This window comes from Salmonella sp. NW1250 (genome assembly GCF_051812965.1).
GTDB classification, from domain to species: Bacteria; Pseudomonadota; Gammaproteobacteria; order Enterobacterales; family Enterobacteriaceae; genus Salmonella; species Salmonella enterica.
In genome coordinates this window covers 1-20,811 of the sequence record NZ_JAMNDD010000002.1, presented here as the reverse complement: position 1 = coordinate 20,811, position 20,811 = coordinate 1, and the positions used below count along the sequence as shown (strand labels likewise).

The window sequence follows — 20,811 nt, the reverse complement described above, 5'->3', positions numbered from 1 at the left end:
TATCGCAAGAAGAGGAAACGAGATATGAAACAAACCTGGCGCTGGTACGGACCTAACGACCCGGTAACGCTGTCAGATGTACGCCAGGCTGGCGCAACCGGCGTGGTAACGGCGTTACACCATATCCCGAATGGAGAAATTTGGTCGGTAGACGAGATCCAGAAACGTAAAGCAATCGTTGAAGAGGCGGGTCTGGAGTGGTCGGTGGTAGAGAGCGTACCTATCCACGAAGACATCAAAACCCACACCGGTCAGTACGATTTATGGATCAAAAACTACCAGCAAACGCTGCGTAACCTGGCGCAATGCGGTATCTATACGGTTTGCTATAACTTTATGCCGGTGCTGGACTGGACACGTACGGATCTGGAATACGTATTGCCGGATGGTTCCAAAGCGTTGCGTTTTGACCAGATTGAATTCGCCGCGTTCGAACTGCACATCCTGAAGCGTCCGGGAGCAGAAGCCGACTATACGGCAGAAGAGATTGCTCAGGCAGAGCGGCGTTTCGCCACCATGAGCGAGGAAGACAAAGCACGTCTGACCCGCAACATTATTGCCGGTTTACCTGGCGCGGAAGAAGGCTATACGCTGGATCAGTTCCGTCAACACCTGGCGACGTATAAAGATATCGATAAAGCAAAACTGCGTGAACATTTTGCCTATTTCCTGAAAGCCATTATTCCGGTTGCCGACGAGGTTGGCGTGCGTATGGCCGTTCACCCTGACGATCCGCCGCGCCCTATTCTCGGCCTGCCGCGCATTGTCTCTACCATTGAAGACATGCAATGGATGGTGGAAACCGTTAATAGCATGGCGAACGGCTTCACCATGTGTACCGGATCTTACGGCGTGCGCGCCGACAACGATCTGGTTGATATGATCAAGCAATTTGGTCCGCGCATCTACTTTACGCATCTGCGTTCTACGCTGCGCGAAGAGAATCCTAAGACCTTCCACGAGGCCGCCCATTTGCACGGCGATGTGGATATGTATGAAGTCGTTAAAGCGATTGTGGAAGAAGAGCACCGTCGTAAAGCCGAAGGTAGCGACGATCTGATCCCAATGCGCCCGGACCACGGTCATCAGATGCTGGACGATCTGAAGAAGAAAACGAATCCGGGTTATTCCGCCATTGGCCGTCTGAAAGGGCTTGCGGAAGTCCGCGGCGTCGAACTGGCTATCCAGCGCGCTTTCTTTAGCAAATAACCTTCTTTCGCATGGCGCGACGCGTCATGCGATTTCCCCTACTCAATGCAATAGCAACATGCCTCGCCCCGGAGATCGCGGGCGAAGACGTCGAATGACAGGAGTTTGCAATGGAACAGAATATCGCCACCGCCCAGGTTTCCGTCGCCCGCCCAAACTGGGACAAATCACGTCTGGTATCCCGTATTGTGCATCTGGGCTGCGGGGCGTTTCACCGCGCGCACCAGGCGCTCTTTACCCATCATCTACTGGAAAAGAGCGACAGCGACTGGGGCATTTGTGAAGTGAACCTGATGCCGGGTAACGACGCGCGGCTGATCGCGAACCTGAAAGCGCAAAATCTGCTGTACACCGTTGCAGAACGCGGCGCAGAAAGCACCGAACTGAAAATTATCGGTTCAATGAAAGAAGCGCTGCACCCTGAATTCGACGGCCATGCAGGGATTCTGGCGGCAATGGCGCGCCCGGAAACCGCCATCGTCTCCTTAACCGTGACCGAAAAAGGCTACTGCACCGACCCCGCCAGCGGCGAGCTTGATGTCAATAACCCGCTGATCCAAAACGATCTTGCCCATCCACAGCAGCCTAAATCCGCCATTGGCTATATTGTCGAAGCGCTAAACATGCGCCGGGAGCAAGGACTGAAAGCTTTTACCGTGTTGTCATGCGATAACGTACGCGAGAATGGTCACGTCGCGAAGGCTGCCGTCCTCGGCCTGGCAAAAGCTCGCGATGCCGCCCTCGCCGCATGGATTGCCGACAATGTAACCTTCCCCTGCACCATGGTTGACCGCATTGTTCCGGCAGCGACCGAAGAGACGCTACAACTGGTTGCCGACCAGTTAGGGGTTTATGATCCCTGCGCTATCGCCTGCGAACCCTTCCGCCAGTGGGTCATCGAAGATAACTTTGTGAATGGTCGCCCGGACTGGGACACCGTCGGCGCGCAATTCGTTGCAGACGTCGTACCGTTTGAAATGATGAAGCTGCGTATGCTTAACGGCAGCCACTCTTTCCTCGCCTATCTGGGTTATCTCGGCGGGTATGACACTATCGCCGATACCATGACCAACCCGGCTTACCGTCGCGCGGCGCTGGCGCTGATGCTTGATGAACAAGCGCCGACGTTGTCAATGCCGGAAGGCACCGATCTGGAAGGGTATGCGAATTTGTTGATCGCGCGTTTCACTAACCCCTCGTTGAAACACCGCACCTGGCAGATCGCGATGGATGGCAGTCAGAAACTGCCGCAGCGTTTGTTGGACCCGGTACGTCTACACTTGCAACAGGGCGATGACTATCGCCGCCTGACGCTGGGCGTCGCCGGATGGATGCGTTACGTCGGCGGTGTCGATGAGCAAGGTAAAACCATTGATGTCGTCGATCCGCTGCTCGCGCAGTATCAGGCGATTCATCAGCAATATCAGACGCCGGAAGAACGCGTTCGCGGGCTACTGGCCATCGAGTCTATCTTTGGCAACGACCTGCCGAAGAACCACGAATTTGTGCAAGCCGTTACCGACGCTTACCAACAGCTATTGCAGAATGGCGCGAAAGCCACGGTAGAAGCGCTGGCTAAGTAAGGAGATAAATCATGGCTACGTTTATGACTGAAGATTTTCTACTGAAAAACGACATTGCCCGCACGCTGTACCATAAATACGCCGCGCCCATGCCGATTTATGACTTCCACTGCCATTTAAGTCCGCAGGAAATCGCCGACGATCGCCGTTTCGATAACCTCGGTCAGATCTGGCTGGAAGGCGACCACTATAAATGGCGAGCGCTACGAAGCGCAGGCGTGGATGAGTCGCTGATCACCGGCAAAGAGACCAGCGATTATGAAAAATATATGGCCTGGGCCAATACCGTACCAAAAACGCTGGGTAATCCGTTGTATCACTGGACGCACCTTGAACTACGCCGTCCATTTGGCATTACAGGTACGCTGTTCGGACCGGATACCGCGGAAAGTATCTGGACGCAGTGTAATGAGAAACTAGCAACGCCGGCCTTTTCCGCGCGCGGTATTATGCAGCAGATGAATGTGCGGATGGTCGGAACCACCGACGACCCGATAGATTCTCTGGAATATCACCGCCAGATAGCCGCCGACGACAGCATTGATATTGAAGTCGCGCCAAGCTGGCGCCCCGACAAAGTTTTCAAAATCGAACTGGACGGCTTTGTCGATTACCTGGGGAAACTGGAAGCGGCGGCAGATGTCAGCATTACCCGTTTCGACGATTTACGTCAGGCGCTCACTCGCCGTCTCGACCATTTCGCCGCCTGCGGCTGCCGCGCGTCCGATCATGGCATTGAAACGCTGCGATTTGCGCCGGTGCCCGACGACGCGCAGCTTGACGCCATTCTGGGCAAACGTCTGGCTGGCGAAACGTTGAGCGAACTTGAGATCGCCCAGTTTACCACGGCGGTGCTGGTCTGGCTGGGCCGTCAGTACGCCGCGCGCGGCTGGGTGATGCAGCTACATATTGGCGCGATCCGTAATAATAATACCCGGATGTTCCGCCTGCTGGGGCCGGATACCGGCTTTGACTCCATTGGCGATAATAACATTAGCTGGGCGCTCTCCCGTTTGCTCGACAGTATGGATGTGACCAATGAACTGCCCAAGACTATCCTCTATTGCCTGAACCCACGTGATAACGAAGTCCTGGCGACCATGATCGGTAACTTCCAGGGGCCGGGAATTGCCGGAAAAGTGCAGTTTGGTTCCGGCTGGTGGTTTAACGATCAGAAAGACGGGATGCTGCGCCAACTGGAGCAACTGTCGCAAATGGGACTGTTAAGTCAGTTTGTCGGGATGCTGACCGACTCCCGCAGTTTCCTTTCTTATACGCGACATGAATATTTCCGTCGTATTCTCTGTAACCTGCTGGGACAGTGGGCGCAGGACGGAGAGATTCCTGATGATGAAGCGATGCTAAGCCGTATGGTTCAGGATATCTGCTTCAATAATGCCCAGCGTTATTTCACGATTAAATAATCGCTATTAATCTGTGAGCACAGGTTTCAGGTATTTCGAGGGGCAGGAAGGCGGTAAGAGAGTGAGAAATTTAGCAGTAACGCACTTTTCCAGCCAAAGTCTGGCCGCCGATAAAAAGCAAAGATGTCGCTGATTAATCCCGAATCACTTACTAAGGTAAGTGATTCGGGTAAACAAACACAGCCATCTTCTGCGTCATGCTTTTTTTCTCTGTCCGGAATAACTCCAGTGCAGAAAGTGTGATACATCAGTCCTGTTGATAATGGCTCCTGTTGGTTATACGGTAATAACTCATGACTTCACAGTGTGGTTTCTTTTAATAAATCGACAGCCAGCATTTCCAGCTGGTTAACCACCTCATTACTGGAGCGCTCCATTCTGTCGAGTTCTTGCGACATCGCATTCATATCGCCTGCGGCAAAATAGTTCAGCGCAGAGTGACCAGCGGTATGCACCTCTTTATGCGGCGCTTCCAGACTAAGGAAACTGTAGTAATTGCTAAACTGCTGCCCTTCAAAACCGTAGTACCATTTCCCCAGCCGACACTGATCGTGCATCGTTATTTTACTGTTTATGTCTTTATTTAAGAGTAATTTGTAGACTTCCATTTTCCAGATAACATGGTCAACTTTGACAATATTCAAAAACTGCACCGTAGAGATGTACTGCATGACCGATTTCATGCTCAGCGATTTATCGATGACGATGCCAATAGACTCCACAATTTGATTTATGTTAGTCGTAATATTATCAATAACCGGCTGTTGGTTATCCAGCACCTCACTCACTCTGGCCGTATTATCTTTGATTACAGAGGTTAACGTACTGACGCTTTTCGAACTGTGTTTAACATCTTCGGACAGGTTTTTCACCTCTTTCGAAATAACGCTAAAACCACGCCCGGCATCCCCTACGCGCGCGGCCTCGATCGCGGAGTTAATCGCTATCAAATTGGTCTGGTTAGCGATCTTCTGTATCTCTTTAATACACGCATTAATTTGCGTTAAGGAGGTATTTAAGTCGCCCATACGACAGCCAATATCCGACGAAGTCGTGCCAATTTCGGTGATAAATTCCACGAGCGATTTTAATGAACTTCTGGCTTTATCATTCTGTTCGTTAAGTTCATTAATGCGTTCTTTTTCAATGTTGAGCTGCTCACAGGACTTAATGATGGCATTACGAATGATATCGATCGTCGAGATCCCCATCAGAATTTTTTGACACAGTATCCGCTCATAAGGCTCAGGAGTATCCACCACCACGTCAGACGCATTAGCGCCAGATTCTGCTGCTGGCGGCGGTATTTTTACAACATTATTATTCCAGTGGCGCAAGCCTAATACTTTTTTAAACATATACCATTCTCCTTATTATATGTGGACATCCTGATCTATGCCTGGATAAAGTATTATCAACTCATGCTAACATAATGAAAAATCGGCTGTCATCTGCCATAACCATACGCTCACCAGAATAAGACAAAACGTCCACCAAACTTAAATAATTACAAAGTAAACTATTCAACAATACCATTAACAGTCATGATGGAAGTCGCTTCGCTTTATACGGAAATATTATTTACAAGGCTGACAACAATAGCTGAATAATAATTAACTGCATTTACTTAGGTGTAGCTATATCTCGCCACGAAGATTGCAGACAGGGTTTAAACGCAAACTTTTACAATAGAAAAATAACCTAACGTAAACTTTTTATATGACCAATAATATCATTTGGACTCATCAATATATTATGCTGTCCGTTTACCCGCCAAACAGGCATGACCTAAATCCAAAGGAATGGGCGCAGCGTAACCAGCCGCAAAAAGTATCGATTAGTCGAAAATCAGGAAACGGATGCGCCAACGCGGCGAGCGTCACCGCCTGCGTCAGAAAAGTTAAGAATAATTTGTGATATTATTTCTCATATGTTACCAATAAATGGCAGGCTGATAGCCGTTCGCTGGTAAACACAACAGGCGGGATATCGGCACCCACGCCGATATCCCGACGAGAATGCCCCCGTTACGCTTTGATGACGATTAACGGTTCAATATCGCTCTCTTTTTTAATGACTAATGAATCATCCCCGCGCAGGCACGTACCGCCGTAGTTACCGCCCACGGTAAACGTACAGACCTGAATATACTTCCCGGCGACCTTCGGCAGGCACCACAACTGCTGATAGATATTTTTCTGCGTGGCGAACTTGCCGCTGGTTTTATCCAGGAGCTCTTCCTGATGGCTCACCAAATCAATATTACTACCGCAACGTCCGGCAATCGGTTTTACCGCATAGCCGGTCTGCACCAGCTCATCGTTAACGGTAAAATCCGTGTCGAGCAAATAGCGATGATGCGGGAAGAGCGACCACAGGATGGGCAGGATCGCTTTGTTACCCGGGATCACCGTCCACAGCGGTTCAAACACCAACACTTCCGGGCGCAGTAATACATCAATCAGCCGGACTTCATTTTCCGGGTGCCCGGTACGAATAGGCACTGCGGCATACTCCGTCTCGCTGACTTCGCGTATCTGCTCCATCGCCGTTTCCCACGCCCAGGTTTTCCAGACACAATTCACCAGCCGTCCGTCGCCATCGATCAACTGCCCGGCGTCATCCCAGCGCAACTCGCCCAGCCCGCGGAGAATTTTGCTCGCGAAACCGGCCTGATGCAGCGCCTGCTGCATAAACTGCGCGTGATAGTCCTCCTCGATATCATCATCCTGCATGATATGGACGAAAGGACGCGCTTTACTGTGTTTCCAGGCGCCTGCCAGCTCGTTAATTAAGCCCTCCGCCGGGTTATGCCCTTTACCGGTATAGCCCTGCTCAGCCCATTTTTCGAGAATTAATCCCGCTTCGGTATGGCATGATGCGGAATCGGCATTGTATTCATAGACTTTCAGCCCGCGTTCATCCATGCAGAAATCCATACGACCGGTGATCATATGGTGACGACGGCGCTGCCAGGAGAGGCGCAGACGCGGCCAAAGAATTTTGGGGATATCGAATAGCGCCAGCAGATTATCGTCTTTTAAAACTTTGTCCGTGGCGTGCAGGTACATCAAATGCAACTCATTGGTCGCTTTGATAAGCTCCTGTTCAGCGCTCTCGGTGATGGTAAAATACTGGTACGGGTCCTGATTGATAACGTGCCCGTTCGCCTGTACATAGGCTTTTTGTAACGGATCGCGCTCATCCAGCCACGGACCGTCAAACTGACCTTTCTCTGGCAGTCTTGCGCTGCGAATCGCCAGCGACTGATTCGCGATGTCAGGCTGTGACAAACTGTATTGCGTGTCGTCGGTCTGGATCATCCAGCCTAAAATCGTCGTGTCATCAAAGGTGTCGCGCAGGGTGTAACACCCGTTTTCTACAACCATTTCCAGTTCGCGAGTCCACTGCTGCCCTGGCGGCAATGGCGTGTGGATAACGTTTTGCTCAGCAATACGAATTTTGTTATCCAGGAGTTGGGTGATAATCGCGACGTGCCCGGTTTCGTTAAACTCGCCGCCCTTTTGCCAGATGAGCAGCGCCCCGGCCTCCGGCGCGCGCGGCGAACCGTTCGGGAAGGCCTGCAAAGGCAAAATATTGTCATTCACGACTTCGCGCAGAAAACGTAGCGAGAAGATTTCCCAGGCCATGCCGACGTCAGTAAAAACAACGCCATAATTCAGAAAGAGAAAACGGCGGGCAAATTCCACGCACTGCCATTTATGCCCCATGTATTCATCGTCGATGTAGCTACGAAAAGCTGCGTCGTCGTCGTCCCACGGATCGAGGGAATTGTAATCTGAAGAGTAGATCGCTACGCCGCCGGGGGCGTAACCCAATAATGTCCCGAAGGGGGCATCCTGACTGGTGGTTCCTTTGCTCATGCACTTACCTCAAAACAAGACCGCCTGAGCAGCCTGGCGTGATTTCGCTCTGATTGTCTGCTCTGTGACACTAACCGGACAGAGGTCGACATAATCATACACCTCAATAAGGCACACTGAGGCCAGAAGGTTAAAATTTCACTCGCCGGAATGTCCCAATCGGTTAAATGTCCGACTAGCAAGCTGCTACACTGCTTCAACACCACCACTGTGAAGGCAGGTCAATATGGCAGATAATACTTATCAACCCGCAAAAGTCTGGACGTGGGATAAATCCGGCGGCGGCGCGTTCGCTAACATTAATCGCCCGGTTTCCGGCCCGACGCACGACAAAACGCTGCCCGTCGGCAAACATCCGTTACAGCTTTATTCGCTGGGGACGCCTAACGGCCAGAAAGTGACTATTATGCTGGAAGAGCTCCTGGCGCTGGGCGTGACCGGCGCCGAATATGACGCCTGGTTGATTCGCATCGGCGAGGGCGATCAGTTCTCCAGCGGCTTTGTTGACATCAATCCGAACTCAAAAATCCCGGCGCTGCGCGATAACTCACACAACCCGCCGATTCGAGTTTTTGAGTCGGGCGCAATTCTTGTTTATCTGGCGGATAAGTTTGGCCATTTCCTGCCGCAGGATCTGGCTAAGCGCACAGAAACCCTTAACTGGTTGTTCTGGCTACAGGGCGCGGCGCCGTTCCTCGGCGGCGGTTTCGGTCATTTCTATCATTATGCGCCGGTAAAAATTGAGTACGCCATTAATCGCTTCACCATGGAAGCCAAGCGTCTGCTGGACGTGCTGGATAAGCAGTTAGCTCACCACCCGTATGTCGCGGGAGAAGAGTACACTATTGCCGATATGGCCATCTGGCCGTGGTTCGGCAACGTGGTGCTGGGGAATGTCTATGATGCAGCGGAGTTTCTGGATGCCGGAAGTTATCAAAACGTACAACGCTGGGCGAAACAGGTAGCCGAACGTCCGGCGGTAAAGCGGGGGCGCATTGTCAACCGGACCAACGGCCCATTGAACGAACAGCTTCACGAACGCCATGACGCCAGCGACTTCGAAAACCATACCGAAGATAAACGTCAAAGTTAAACCATAATGCCGGATGGGGTAGTAATGTCGTCATCCGGCATGGTATTCCCTGCTGACGCTTCGCTTATCAGTTCTGCGGGTGTGTCATATTCGGCGCTTCACTAAACCCATGTTGCATGAGAATCAACCTCGCCCGTGCTGATAGTAAAAAGTCGGCAAGCGTTTTTCCCTGCTCGCTCAGGCAGGCAAAGCCATATTCAGCCACGGGATTATAAGGTTCCGGGATATCAACCACTCGCAGCGAATTAACCAGCCGTAGCCTGGGAGCATAGCTGGCATAGCCGATAAAGATATCGGTGTAATCATGATTGATGAGCCATTCCGCTGCCAGCCGGCCCGCCGGTAACGGCAAAGTCTGCCTGCCGCCAACCAGCGCTACCGCGCGTTTTCGGATCGCTTCGCCCTCCTTGCCCATCCGCGAAAAAAGCTGCTGCGTATAATCGCCGGAAGGATCGCAACCTGCTGTTGAGGTGCCGATCCGCAGATCCCGCCGGGTTAATAGCGACAGCCAGTCCTCGCCTTCACGCATCGCCTGTGCCCGCACGCTCAGACACAAACGGTTCGTCGTAAAAGGCGCGACCCGCAGCGCCCGCCCGCTTTCCAGCAGCGCCTGCGGATGCGCCAGGTTCGCCGAAGCAAAAAAGTCGCATGCTTCGCCCGCTTCGATGCGTTCACGTAACAGCCCCGCCGGACCGAAATCACATACCGCATCCGCCTGAAACGCCGTCATTAGCTGCGGCCAGACGACGCGCAAGCTCCCCGCAGCCAGTATTCGCATCACTGTACGCCCTGATAGTCAGTACGGTAAAAACGTTGATACCAGTCGTTAGCGGCCTTTTGCATGTCAATATCGTGGAATTTTTCCGGATAGAGTTTTTTCGCCATCCACAGTTCGCCGATTCCCACCGCCTCCGGCATCGGATATCCCCAGGCTTTGGCATAATCCGGCATCAGGTAAACCCGATGATGCTTCACCGCGTCAATGACCTGCCACTGGGGATTGTGCAGGATCTCATTGACGACCTTTGGATAGCGATTCTGGACAAAGATCACCTGCGGATCCCAGGCGATCACCTGCTCCATTGTCACCTGCTTAAAGCCTTTCACCGAGGATGCCGCTACATTCAGCGCCCCCGCATGGGCCATCATCAGACCGGTATATTTACCGGAACCGTAGGTGGTCAACTCCGGATTCGCCATATAGGCGCGAACCCGCTCATTTTCAGGAACCGACTGCAAACGGTCGCTGACCATCTTGCGACCTTTATCCATCGCCTCAATCAGCGCTTTCGCCTCCTGCGGTTTATTGACGATATCGCCAATCAGCGTTATTCCTTCACGCAGCCCGCGATTATAAGCCTGCTCTTCATCGGCCAGGGTCGGGTTCATTTTAGCCTGCTCGCCAGCAACATCATGGCGCAGCGAAATCGCCACCACCGGAATGCCAAGACGGCTGATCTTGTCGATCATCTCCTGCGGAGCGTAATTCGTGACAAACACCACCTGCGGGCGCAGCGCCACCAGTTTTTCAGGATCAACGTGCGTTAGATCGCCCAGCGAGGCTTTTTGCGCCAGTTCCGGCGCCAGACGCGCATAGCCGTCGCCTAATTGCTGTTTCCAGTTCGCCATGACCCCAACGATTTTGTCAGTGGCATTCATCTGTACAAGGAGATTGAGCGTTTGATGCTGGAGCACCACCACTCTGTCGACGGTATCGGGAACCGTGACCTGGCGGCCAAGTTGATCGGTAAAAGTACGCGCCGCCTGTGACATTAACGGCCAGCAAAAAAGCAACGCCAGCAGAGAGAGCTGGCGCAAAAATTTATTCATAGGTTTCGCCCCATAATCGATATATAAATAATTATACAACGATTATAGAGCGATATAATAGAGGTGATTAAGGGATCACGCGCTGGTGATGTCGTACTCCATGCGGCGCAGCGCATCTAACGTGGCTTTCGCTTCGTCTTCGTCAATGATGCTCATCGCAAAACCAACGTGTACCAATACCCATTGCCCTATCAGATCGGCTGGCTTACCTTCACAAATCAGAGCAATATTGACATCACGTTTGATGCCACACACTTCCACCTGCGCAAGCTGGTGAATATCATCTCCGACGGCCAGCACCTGACCGGGGACGCCAATACACATAATTAACCACCTGAAATAAAATGCGGGTTATTCGACCTCAATACTTTTTACTTTCAACGAATCGCCGGTATCCACCCGCAGGCGATCGCCATGACAATGCGGACATTGCGCGTCATGCCTGAGAATTTCCACCACCTGACTGCAATCCCAGCACCAGGCCTGGGCCGGTCTGTAGTCGATGTGCAATTCGCACCCTTGCGCTAAAGTCCCCTGGCAGGCGATGTCAAAGCTGAAACGAACCGCGCGCTCTTCAACGCACGAAAGCGCGCCTATCTCCAGCCATACGCCGGTGACGCGCGCCACGCCGTGCTGTTCTGCCTGCTGCTGAATAATTTCAACGGCGCTTTGGCAAAGAGACAGCTCATGCATTCTCACAGCTCCGACGGCCAAACAGCAACGCGCGCCGGCTTGTCTGCGGCGCATCAGGATTGCTTACCGGCAGGGATAACAGCATCCGCGCGCAGTCATCCGCCAGCCGGACGCCCTCTTCCGGCGACAGGCTACGGGAAAGCGGCGACATCAACGAGCAGGCAAGATATTGCGAAACGCCTTCCAGTTCGCCAACGGTAAAGGTCATCGTGCCATAAGGCAGTTGCAGACCGAGTTTTTCACCGACGGTACGCCCGGGCCAGATCTGGTCCGGGCCAGGGAAGATTAATGCGCTTAACATCCACGGCGTAATTACCGTGCCCGTCCATTGTCCTTCAAACAACGTAAAATCAGAGACATGCACTGGCATAGTCGGATGCAAAAACGAAAGATCGTGCATCGAACGATGGGCTATCTCTTCAAACGCCGCCTGAACCCGAGCGACGGGCGCCGTGTCGAATCCGGAAAACGTTTCAGACATGCGCCGTCTCCTTAGGAATTGCTTCGACGCCGGATTCACGCAGCGCAGCAAGAACCTGCTCAAGCGCAGGTTCAATCATCGCTTCTACGGTTGGCGTTAAGCCGATGTGCGGTTCCAGCGACTGTGGAATAACGCCGACCAGGGTCAGTTTCTTCGGAAACTCGCCGGTAAAGCGGAGGGCCGACAATACGTCGGCCAGTCCAAGCTGATGGGGGGAGATTTTGTTGGTGAACAACGCCGGAACTTCATCGTCGCGCAGTACCATAATGGTTCCCGGCGCGTTCTTTTTCGACACGATGGCGTCGGCAATGATCAAATGATCCCGATTCGCCATATCGCCAAGAAGTTCCATTCCCGCCGTACCGCCATCCAGAATCTCAACGAAATCCGGCAGGGTGTATCGTTGCTCTAACGCTTCAACAATACGTACCCCGATGGCTTCATCGGTCAGCAAAATATTGCCGACCCCTAAGACTAATATCCGCATTACAAAACCTTCACCGAGACCACTTCATTGCCATCGGCGTCCACCACGTGTACCGCGCACGCCATGCAAGGGTCGAAGGAGTGGATGGTACGTACCACTTCCAGCGGCTTCGCCGGATCGGCGATCGGCGTACCGACCAGCGACTGTTCGTACGGCCCCACGTCATCGTTGAAGTTACGCGGACCTGAGTTCCAGGTCGATGGCACCACTGCCTGATAGTTACTGATAATACCGTCTTTAATCACCATCCAGTGAGACAGCATACCGCGCGGCGCCTCCAGGAAGCCCACGCCTTTGAACTCGCCCGTCGCCGGAATGTTCGGCTTCACAAACGTGGTGTAATCGCCTTTGCCGATATTTACAATCAGCGCGTTGTATTGATCCTGCAATATGTTTTGCAGTTCACAACAGTGAACGGTACGCCCGATGATACGACCCAGCGTAGAGTGAAGTTGCGCCATTTCCAGCGTTTTACCGGTCAGCTTCTGATAAAGCGCAATGATTTCATTGAGCTTGGTCTGGGTGGATTCACGACCTGCAGCCAGTTTACACAGCATGTTCGCCAGCGGCCCGACTTCGACGGTTTTGCCGTAGAATGTCGGCGACTTGACCCATGAGTATTTACCGTCATCCGACCAACCGTCGTAAGCCGGGATCGTAGTGCCTTCCCACGGCGCCTGCGGCGCTTCATCTTTGTACCAGGCGTGCTTCGCGCTCTCCTGAATACCTTTAATCAGGAACTCGTCGGAGTGAGAGGTGATCGGACGGTATGTCGACAGATCGGCATTGGTAATGTAACCGCCCGGGAACAGGAAACTGCCGTTTTTACCGTCGGTCGGGAATTCCGGCGCGCTCAGGTAGTTCACCGCGCCTTTGCCGCGCTCCAGCCATTCCGGATAGTAGGCCGCGATGACTGCGGTATCCACTTTATACACCTGCTCGACAAAATCGCTCAGCTTATCGATAAACGATTTGATGTACATCAGGCGTTCAAGGTTCAACGTACCGATACTGTCGAGATTGATCGGGTTCGCCACCCCACCGACCGCCAGGTTCTGGATATGCGGCGATTTACCGCCCAGCAACGCCACCACGCGGTTAGCATCACGCTGACATTCCAACGCCTGCAGATAGTGGGCGACCGCAATCAGGTTGACCTCCGGCGGTAACTGCATTGCCGGGTGCCCCCAGTAGCCGTTGGCGAAAATACCTAACTGACCGCTGGCGACAAGATCCTTGATCTTGTTCTGAACTTTCGTGAACTCTTGCGCGCTGTTCAGGTGCCAGCTCGACACGCCATCCAGCATCGCAGAAGCTTTTTCCGGATCGGCTTTCAGCGCAGAGGTAATGTCCACCCAGTCCAGCGCAGAGAGCTGGTAGAAATGGACAATGTGGTCATGGGTGGTATGCGCCGCCAGAATAATATTACGGATATACTGCGCGTTGACGGGAACATCAATATTCAGCGCGCTTTCTGCCGCACGAACGGAAGAGATCGCGTGAGTTGTCGTACAAACGCCGCAAATACGCTGCACAATCATCCACGCATCGCGCGGATCGCGGTTCTTCACAATCTCTTCCATACCGCGCCACATGGTGCCGGACGCCCATGCTTTGGATACGACGCCGTTCTCAATTTCGCAGTCAATGCGTAAATGACCCTCAATACGGGTTACCGGATCAATAGTAATTCTCTGGCTCATGCTTTGCTCGCCTCATGACGATTATGATCGTTTTGTTTTAAAGGAGGAAGTATCGGCAGTAGACGAATGAGTACGATGTATGCACAAATCTCAATAGCCACAAAACCAATAGAAATCAACAATTCTTCCCAGGTTGGGAAGTAGTGGTAGCCGCCACCCGGGTTGAATGCCACCAGCGAATAGGTCAGACGCCACGTCGCGCAGCCCAACAGCGCGCTTAGCGCCGACAGGTACAGCATACGAGAGTCATTACGCAGTTTCGCCACACGCAGCACCACTAACGGGAAGACCATCAGGACGACTTCAATCCAGAACATAGCGGAGTAAAAATCGCCGGCAAACGCATAGGACAGCTTGTCGCGATAAATCAGTTCGCCAAAGCGCAGGACGACGAAAATCGCCAGCAGCACGCTGATGGTATTCGTCAGCTTAACAAACAAATTTTTCTCATCCGGACCGTTTCCTTTCAGGCCTGCCTGAACCAGCGAACCCTCAAATATGACAATAGAGAAGCCCATGATAAACGCGGTCAGAACCGAGAACAGCGGCAACATTTCATAGCTTTGCCATAGCGGATGCACTTTATAGCCCGCCGAGATCATCAATGACCCCATTGAGGACTGGTGCATCGTCGGCAGCAGCGCGCCCAGCGCGATAATGAAGAACATCACCTTATTCAGACGCTTGAGCGACACTTTCCAGCCCAGACGTTCAAACAGGGCAGGCGCAAACTCCAGCGCCATCACGCCGATGTAGATGGTCATACAGACCGCCGTCTCAAACAGTACCGAGTTCACGTTGAAGTGACCTGGAATGTAGAAGTACGGCAGGTTCCAGTAACGACCGACGTCGATAGTGATCGACAGGCCGCCCAGCGAGTAACCAAACAAGCTTGCCAGCAACGCCGGGCGCACCAACGGATGGTATTGCCCACGGTTAAAGACATACACCGCCCATGCCAACGCCCAACCGCCGCAGGCAAAGCCGGTGCCGATCAACAGGTCAAAGGCAATCCAGACGCCCCACGGGAAACCGCCGTTCAGGTCGGAAACGGAGCCCAATCCGAAGACCAGACGCTTCACGATAAGGAGCATACACAGGACGATTAACGGTCCAAAAATAATGACCGGTTTACTGATGATTTTTCCGCCCAGCGGTTTTGGATCATGACTCATGATCGTCTCCTCCATCGTGATGGTCGTTTTTGCTATTACGACGAACCAGCACGGTTAAGCCCGCCAGCGCAGCCAGGGGTAGTATCATGCCTTTATAAAGCGTGTGTTGAACATGCTCGGAGCGCGCTCCGGTTGAAAGGTCATCCAGCTTCGGCAGATCCAGATCTTCATAAGGAACGCCTGTCAGCACCAGCACCTGAGTACCACCGCCCTCTTTTTCACCGTAGAGGTGTGGGTAGTATTTAGGCACCGTATGCAGATAGGTGTCGTCCGTTTTCAACGTCTGGCGCGGATAGTGATATTCACTGCCTGGTTTGAGGGCCAGACGTTTTTTCGCTTCCGCCATCAGCTCTTCACGAGTACCGAAAATGACGGCCCCTGCCGGACAAACTTCCACACACCCAGGCAAACCGCCTTTATCCAGACGCTCAACGCCTTTCTGGTTACACAGCTCACACTTGTGAAGCGCGCCAAACGGGTTGTTGTAGTCGTACTTAGGTACGTTGTACGGGCAGGCAACCATACAGTAACGACAGCCGGTGCAGACATCTTTGTCATAGTGGACGATGCCGGTTTTCGGATCTTTTTTCAGCGCCGACACCGGGCAAACGGAAACGCAGTTAGGATCGACGCAGTGCATACACTGTTTCTTGATGTAGGCATAGCCGTTCTCTTCCTGATCTTTGTTCACGCCCGTACCGCTACGCCATACCTGAATAATGTTATTGGTATACGGCGACAGCTTGTCGTTGTTCGACCAGGTCTGCTCCCCTTCCGGGTTACGCGCCGGGAAGTTGATATCCTGACACTTTGTGACGCAGGCCTGACAGCCCACGCACAGAGTGGAGTCATACAGCATACCCAGCGAACCTGGAATCGGCGGACGGTTTTCTGCAGCCGCATGGCTGACAGACGGCGCGGCGCCCAACAGCAATGCTCCACCGGAGGCTGCTTTAATAAAGTCACGTCTGTTCACGGTTATTCTCCCCGTGAGTCAGCGTTATCTTTCTTTTGCTGACGCCCCAGTTCACGTACCGCCATCACGCTGACGCCGGCAACCAGACCGACTACGCCGCCAAGCAGACCGACAGCGCCCGCAGAGATATTGCCGCCTTCTTTCATATTGACGTCAGGTTTCTCTGAACGCGGAGTTTGGTTTTCGACATGAGCAAGCTGGTGAATGCCCTTATGGAAGCCGATACCTTCTTCGTTACAGCCATAGCAAGGATGACCGATCGCCACTGGCCAGACGCCGCCAACGTCACAGAACTGTAACGTAGAACAGTTGCCCCAGGTTTCCGGCCCTTTACAGCCAAGATGGTAGAGACACCAGCCCTGACGGTGGCCTTCGTCGCCAAATTCTTTGGCAAAACGGCCTGCGTCGAAGTGTGGACGACGTTCGCAATGCTCATGAATCAGACGGCCATAGGCAAAGGTTGGACGATTTTTCGCATCCAGCTTCGGCGGCGTGCCGTAAGTGATGATATGCGCGACGGTCGCCAGGAAGTTATGCGGGTTTGGCGGACAACCTGGAATATTGATAACCGTTTTGCCCGGTAAGACTTCCTGCAGACTGACAGCGCCGGTTGGGTTTACGCCAGCCGCAGCAACGCCGCCCCATGCCGAGCAGGAACCGATAGCGATAATCGCAGCTGCGCCGTCGGCGGCTTTGCGGATGTGATCCACGATCGGCTCGCCGGCAACCATGCAGTAGATACCGTTATCTTTTAGTGGGATAGAACCATCCACCACCAGAACATATTGCCCTTTATACTTCTCCAGAGCGTTATGTTTGTTTTCTTCGACCTGGTGACCGAATGCGGCGGAAAGTACCTCGTGGTATTCCAGAGAGATGGTCTCCAGAACGAGGTTTTCAACGGTTGGGTGTGTAGCACGAAGCAGTGATTCGGTACAACCGGTACACTCCTGAGCGCCAATCCAGATAACGGGCGGACGCTGTGGATTGGATACCGATTCTGCCATTTCTGCGGCGGCTTTGCTACTGAGCCCCATAGTAGCGGCCAGTGCTGCACAAAGCTTCATGAAATCACGACGGTTAATGCCGTGAGAAGTGATGAGAGTATTATCTCCAGTCATTTTATAGTTATTCCGTTACGAAGACCTGGCTTTTATTTTGCACTGTTCGCGAAGAAGTTATTGCGATCGGTACGCCATTTACCACACTTTTTTTATGGTTATGTGCGCCATAATACTTCGACGGAACAGTAAAACGAAGGGAAGAGGCGATAGTGTAATTAATTAAAGCAAGATAATACCCCTGTTGGATCAACCTTCGAGTCGATAACCGGCCATAAAGAAGCGAACCGCCATCCCGGAATGATTCTCTTTAAAGAAATCCATCACCATTTCTTTATCCAGACCATAGCGACGCGTCAGAATTCCGGCCTCCCACGCGCTAAGTTGACGATCGCCGGTCTTTTCGAACATACGGTGTGTAAAACCCAATACAAAGCCACGTTTATACTCAGAACAGAAATTCACCGCATGATGCGCGCTATATGCATATGGCGCGTGCAACCCGGCCATTAACCCTTTCCCAAAATGATTATTCATCTGACCTCCTTAGTCGCTATATAATAAATTATATAGCGACTAATTAAATGAAGGCCAGCGCATTACGCGCTTTTTTGCTTCACATCAGAAGGCAACCCATTCATCAGTAGACTGTGCGGGAGTCGACGCCATTCTCTGAACGCCAGGCGCCGCTTTCGCCGTTACGCGTTGTTGCGGCTCACTAGCGGAAAGCCGGAACTGCTGTACGGAGCGTTGCAAATCCTCCGTCTGCCGTTCCAGCGCCGCTGCCGCCGCGGAAACCTGCTCAACCAGCGCGGCGTTTTGTTGCGTAACGCTATCCATTTGCGTAATCGCCACGCCAACCTGAGAAATACCTTTACTCTGTTCTTCGGAGGCGGACGCGATCTGTTTCATAATCGTCGTCACTTCCGTGACGCCGCGCAGGATGGCGTCCATCGTCGCGCCGGTCTCCTGGACCAACTGCGCGCCCTGCGCTACGCGACGTACCGATTCGCCAATTAAGGCTTCAATTTCTTTCGCCGCCCCCGCGCTGCGGCTGGCCAGGTTACGTACCTCACCGGCGACCACCGCGAAGCCGCGTCCCTGCTCGCCCGCTCTGGCCGCTTCTACCGCTGCGTTCAAGGCCAGAATATTGGTCTGGAAAGCAATACTATTAATCACGGTAGTAATTTCGGCGATCTGCTGCGAACTGGCGGAAATACCGTTCATTGTTTCTACCACATCGGAAACCAGTTCACCGCCTTTTCCTGCCGTTAGCGAGGCGGCATCCGCAAGCTGACTCGCCTGGCGAGCGTGTTCGGCGTTCATTTTCACCGTTGCGGTAAGCTGTTCCATGCTGGCGGCCGTCTCTTCCAGCGCAGCGGCCTGTTCTTCCGTTCGGGAAGAGAGATCGTTATTACCGGTAGAAATTTCCGTCGCGCCGCGCCAGATATTGTCGCTTCCGGCGCGGATCGTACTCACGGCTTCGCGTAAACTGTCCTGCATCGCGCGTAGTAGCGGCACCAACCGGCCTACGCAGTTACGCCCCAACGCTTCAATCGGCTGGCTAAGATCGCCTTGCGCGATGCGCTGAAATTGCTGACGGATGCGCTCCAGCGGTTTCACCATCATTGCAACCAGATAGCGATCGGTAAAAATCAGGATAGCAATGCCCAGAATCACCGCCGTGATAAGCAGGATGCGGATGGTATAGGTTTTACCATCGACCATCACACGTGTGTTATCCAGCATGGCGCCAGCTTCATGACTAAACCGTTCCGCGCTGGCGCCGAACGCGCGACTGAGTGCGGGCGTGACCGTACTGGCATGTTCGCTCCAGGCGGTTAGCGATCCTTGCTGCGCCAGTTGCATTTGAGGAACGACGCCTTTCTCCAGCAAGGCCTGCCAGTTGGACAAGACCTCCCTTGAGATATCAGGGTTCATCGGCCCTGGCGATAGCGCTTTCATCTCCTCCAGCTTCTGACGCATATTCTCGAGCGACTGCCGGGCGGGCGCAAAATCGGGCGTGCCGCCGCCGATTTTTACATCCATCGCGCGGCTAAGGCGGGTAACAAAGCGGAAATATTGATCGTTACCCTGGCTTAGCACCGTCATTTGCCGCACAAGATGCCGGTCAATATCATTTCCTTCCGAAACTTCGGATAAAGCATGGACGCTGTATAACCCCACCCCCGACCAGAGTAGACAAAAAAGTCCCAGTATCGTCAGCATGACCATACGAATAGTAAAGTTTTGCAGCAAACGCATATGAATTTCCTTGCTGAATATAAGAGATTAGTCATCTGATGATGACGCACTCTCGTTATCGGCAAGGCGCGGAGAATATATAATGCATTCTCCATTTTTTTACAGTTATCGCCGTTTACGTACCCGCAGATGTTATATATCTGTGAACGCAGAGAAAATCTTTTAGTCTTATTACTGAGTAAATGAATAGATGTAGTAAAAATATTGCGTAAGGCTGCAGGGAGGCGGTTATCCGCCGTTAAAGTAGCGCTGTTTTACAGCCGGGCTCAGCGTCCTTTGCCCGACTGCCCCGCCGTTGACGGCGGCTCAATGGTTATGCCGCGTCAATCTGTCCAGATAGCCCATCACGAACGCCGACAGGACAAAGGTCAGATGGATGATGACATACCACATTAATTTGTTATCCGGGACGTTTTTCGCATCCATAAACACGCGTAACAGGTGAATGGAAGAGATAGCGACTATCGATGCCGCCACCTTATTTTTTAGCGACGTCGCATCCATTTTCCCCAGCCAGTTCAGCTTCTCCTTGCCCGCAGAGATATCCAGCTGAGAGACAAAATTCTCATACCCGGAGAACATAACCATTACCAGCAATCCGCCGACCAGCGTCATATCAACCAGCGATAACAGCACCAGAATCAGATCGGCTTCCGCCAGGGCAAAAACGTTCGGCAGAACGTGTAGAATTTCCTGGAAAAATTTTAGCGCTAAAGCGATCAGCGCCAAAGAGAGGCCAAAATACACCGGCGCGAGCAGCCAGCGAGACGCATACATTACATTTTCAAGAAAGCGTTCCATAGGGACCTGTCAGGTAACTAAAACCAGCAACAGTATATCTCAACCATGCAACATCAGATCAACATGCAGTTAAGAGCCTATCCCACCAGGCGTTATTGGCGCAGCCAGTTTGGACACGGACAGCGCGCAAAAACCGGAGCGTACAC

General features: G+C 52.7%; 19 protein-coding genes. 4 read left to right on the top strand and 15 right to left on the bottom strand.

The window, feature by feature from the left end:
- Positions 1-24 precede the first annotated feature (24 nt).
- The 3 genes from uxuA to uxaC all read left to right on the top strand — a co-directional run bounded on the left by uxuA (position 25) and on the right by uxaC (position 4,216).
- A complete protein-coding gene (gene uxuA, locus NBA72_RS03345; protein ID WP_000815487.1) occupies positions 25-1,209 on the top strand; it encodes a mannonate dehydratase in 1,185 nt (394 codons plus the stop codon).
- Between the two features lie 110 nt (positions 1,210-1,319).
- The gene (locus NBA72_RS03340) at positions 1,320-2,792 is read left to right on the top strand and encodes a fructuronate reductase (protein ID WP_000437132.1); all 1,473 of its coding nucleotides are present in this window, start codon (positions 1,320-1,322) and stop codon (positions 2,790-2,792) included.
- A gap of 11 nt (positions 2,793-2,803) precedes the next feature.
- A complete protein-coding gene (uxaC, locus tag NBA72_RS03335) occupies positions 2,804-4,216 on the top strand; it encodes a glucuronate isomerase (RefSeq protein ID WP_000190180.1) in 1,413 nt (470 codons plus the stop codon).
- A gap of 299 nt (positions 4,217-4,515) precedes the next feature.
- On the opposite strand, the gene NBA72_RS03330 is transcribed toward uxaC, so the two are convergent.
- Positions 4,516-5,574 (bottom strand): methyl-accepting chemotaxis protein, encoded by a 1,059-nt coding sequence (locus NBA72_RS03330; RefSeq protein ID WP_020899247.1) that lies wholly within the window; start codon positions 5,572-5,574, stop codon positions 4,516-4,518.
- Positions 5,575-6,243: 669 nt separating this feature from the next.
- Positions 6,244-8,100: a bifunctional glutathionylspermidine amidase/synthase gene (gene gss / locus NBA72_RS03325; protein ID WP_017466052.1), complete on the bottom strand. Its 1,857-nt coding sequence runs from the start codon at positions 8,098-8,100 to the stop codon at positions 6,244-6,246.
- Between the two features lie 226 nt (positions 8,101-8,326).
- Between gss and yghU the strand changes: the two genes are divergently transcribed.
- Positions 8,327-9,193 carry a glutathione-dependent disulfide-bond oxidoreductase gene (gene yghU, locus NBA72_RS03320; RefSeq protein WP_000774852.1) on the top strand — a complete coding sequence of 289 codons (867 nt, stop codon included), beginning with the start codon at positions 8,327-8,329 and terminating at the stop codon, positions 9,191-9,193.
- A 67-nt stretch (positions 9,194-9,260) separates the two neighbouring features.
- Here the strand turns inward: yghU and NBA72_RS03315 are convergent, their stop codons facing one another.
- From NBA72_RS03315 to NBA72_RS03255, 13 genes are all read right to left on the bottom strand, one after another.
- On the bottom strand, positions 9,261-9,971 hold the full coding sequence (locus tag NBA72_RS03315) for a molybdate ABC transporter substrate-binding protein (RefSeq protein ID WP_042948758.1): 711 nt from the start codon (positions 9,969-9,971) through the stop codon (positions 9,261-9,263).
- Positions 9,971-11,023, bottom strand: coding sequence for an ABC transporter substrate-binding protein (locus NBA72_RS03310; RefSeq protein WP_001032017.1), 1,053 nt, complete (start codon positions 11,021-11,023; stop codon positions 9,971-9,973). The genes NBA72_RS03315 and NBA72_RS03310 overlap by 1 nt, the downstream gene beginning before the upstream one ends.
- A gap of 75 nt (positions 11,024-11,098) precedes the next feature.
- A complete protein-coding gene (hybG, locus tag NBA72_RS03305) occupies positions 11,099-11,347 on the bottom strand; it encodes a hydrogenase maturation factor HybG (RefSeq protein WP_000334887.1) in 249 nt (82 codons plus the stop codon).
- A 27-nt stretch (positions 11,348-11,374) separates the two neighbouring features.
- Positions 11,375-11,716, bottom strand: coding sequence for a hydrogenase maturation nickel metallochaperone HypA (hypA, locus tag NBA72_RS03300; protein ID WP_000544945.1), 342 nt, complete (start codon positions 11,714-11,716; stop codon positions 11,375-11,377).
- A complete protein-coding gene (gene hybE, locus NBA72_RS03295) occupies positions 11,709-12,197 on the bottom strand; it encodes a hydrogenase-2 assembly chaperone (RefSeq protein ID WP_000004951.1) in 489 nt (162 codons plus the stop codon). The genes hypA and hybE overlap by 8 nt, the downstream gene beginning before the upstream one ends.
- Positions 12,190-12,684, bottom strand: coding sequence for a HyaD/HybD family hydrogenase maturation endopeptidase (locus NBA72_RS03290; RefSeq protein WP_001221960.1), 495 nt, complete (start codon positions 12,682-12,684; stop codon positions 12,190-12,192). Before NBA72_RS03290 ends, hybE begins: the two co-directional genes overlap by 8 nt.
- Complete coding sequence (hybC, locus tag NBA72_RS03285; protein WP_000083044.1) at positions 12,684-14,387, bottom strand: hydrogenase 2 large subunit; 1,704 nt, start codon at positions 14,385-14,387, stop codon at positions 12,684-12,686. Before hybC ends, NBA72_RS03290 begins: the two co-directional genes overlap by 1 nt.
- Positions 14,384-15,562 carry a Ni/Fe-hydrogenase cytochrome b subunit gene (hybB, locus tag NBA72_RS03280; protein ID WP_000017678.1) on the bottom strand — a complete coding sequence of 393 codons (1,179 nt, stop codon included), beginning with the start codon at positions 15,560-15,562 and terminating at the stop codon, positions 14,384-14,386. The genes hybC and hybB overlap by 4 nt, the downstream gene beginning before the upstream one ends.
- On the bottom strand, positions 15,552-16,538 hold the full coding sequence (gene hybA, locus NBA72_RS03275; protein WP_001081721.1) for a hydrogenase 2 operon protein HybA: 987 nt from the start codon (positions 16,536-16,538) through the stop codon (positions 15,552-15,554). The genes hybB and hybA overlap by 11 nt, the downstream gene beginning before the upstream one ends.
- A gap of 2 nt (positions 16,539-16,540) precedes the next feature.
- Positions 16,541-17,659 carry a hydrogenase 2 small subunit gene (gene hybO, locus NBA72_RS03270; RefSeq protein WP_000145429.1) on the bottom strand — a complete coding sequence of 373 codons (1,119 nt, stop codon included), beginning with the start codon at positions 17,657-17,659 and terminating at the stop codon, positions 16,541-16,543.
- A gap of 189 nt (positions 17,660-17,848) precedes the next feature.
- Positions 17,849-18,136: a DUF2623 family protein gene (locus NBA72_RS03265; protein ID WP_001059119.1), complete on the bottom strand. Its 288-nt coding sequence runs from the start codon at positions 18,134-18,136 to the stop codon at positions 17,849-17,851.
- Positions 18,137-18,220: 84 nt separating this feature from the next.
- Positions 18,221-19,864 (bottom strand): methyl-accepting chemotaxis protein, encoded by a 1,644-nt coding sequence (locus NBA72_RS03260; protein ID WP_021000782.1) that lies wholly within the window; start codon positions 19,862-19,864, stop codon positions 18,221-18,223.
- 306 nt (positions 19,865-20,170) lie between these two features.
- The gene (locus tag NBA72_RS03255; protein WP_000439335.1) at positions 20,171-20,665 is read right to left on the bottom strand and encodes a TIGR00645 family protein; all 495 of its coding nucleotides are present in this window, start codon (positions 20,663-20,665) and stop codon (positions 20,171-20,173) included.
- Positions 20,666-20,811: the final 146 nt, after the last annotated feature.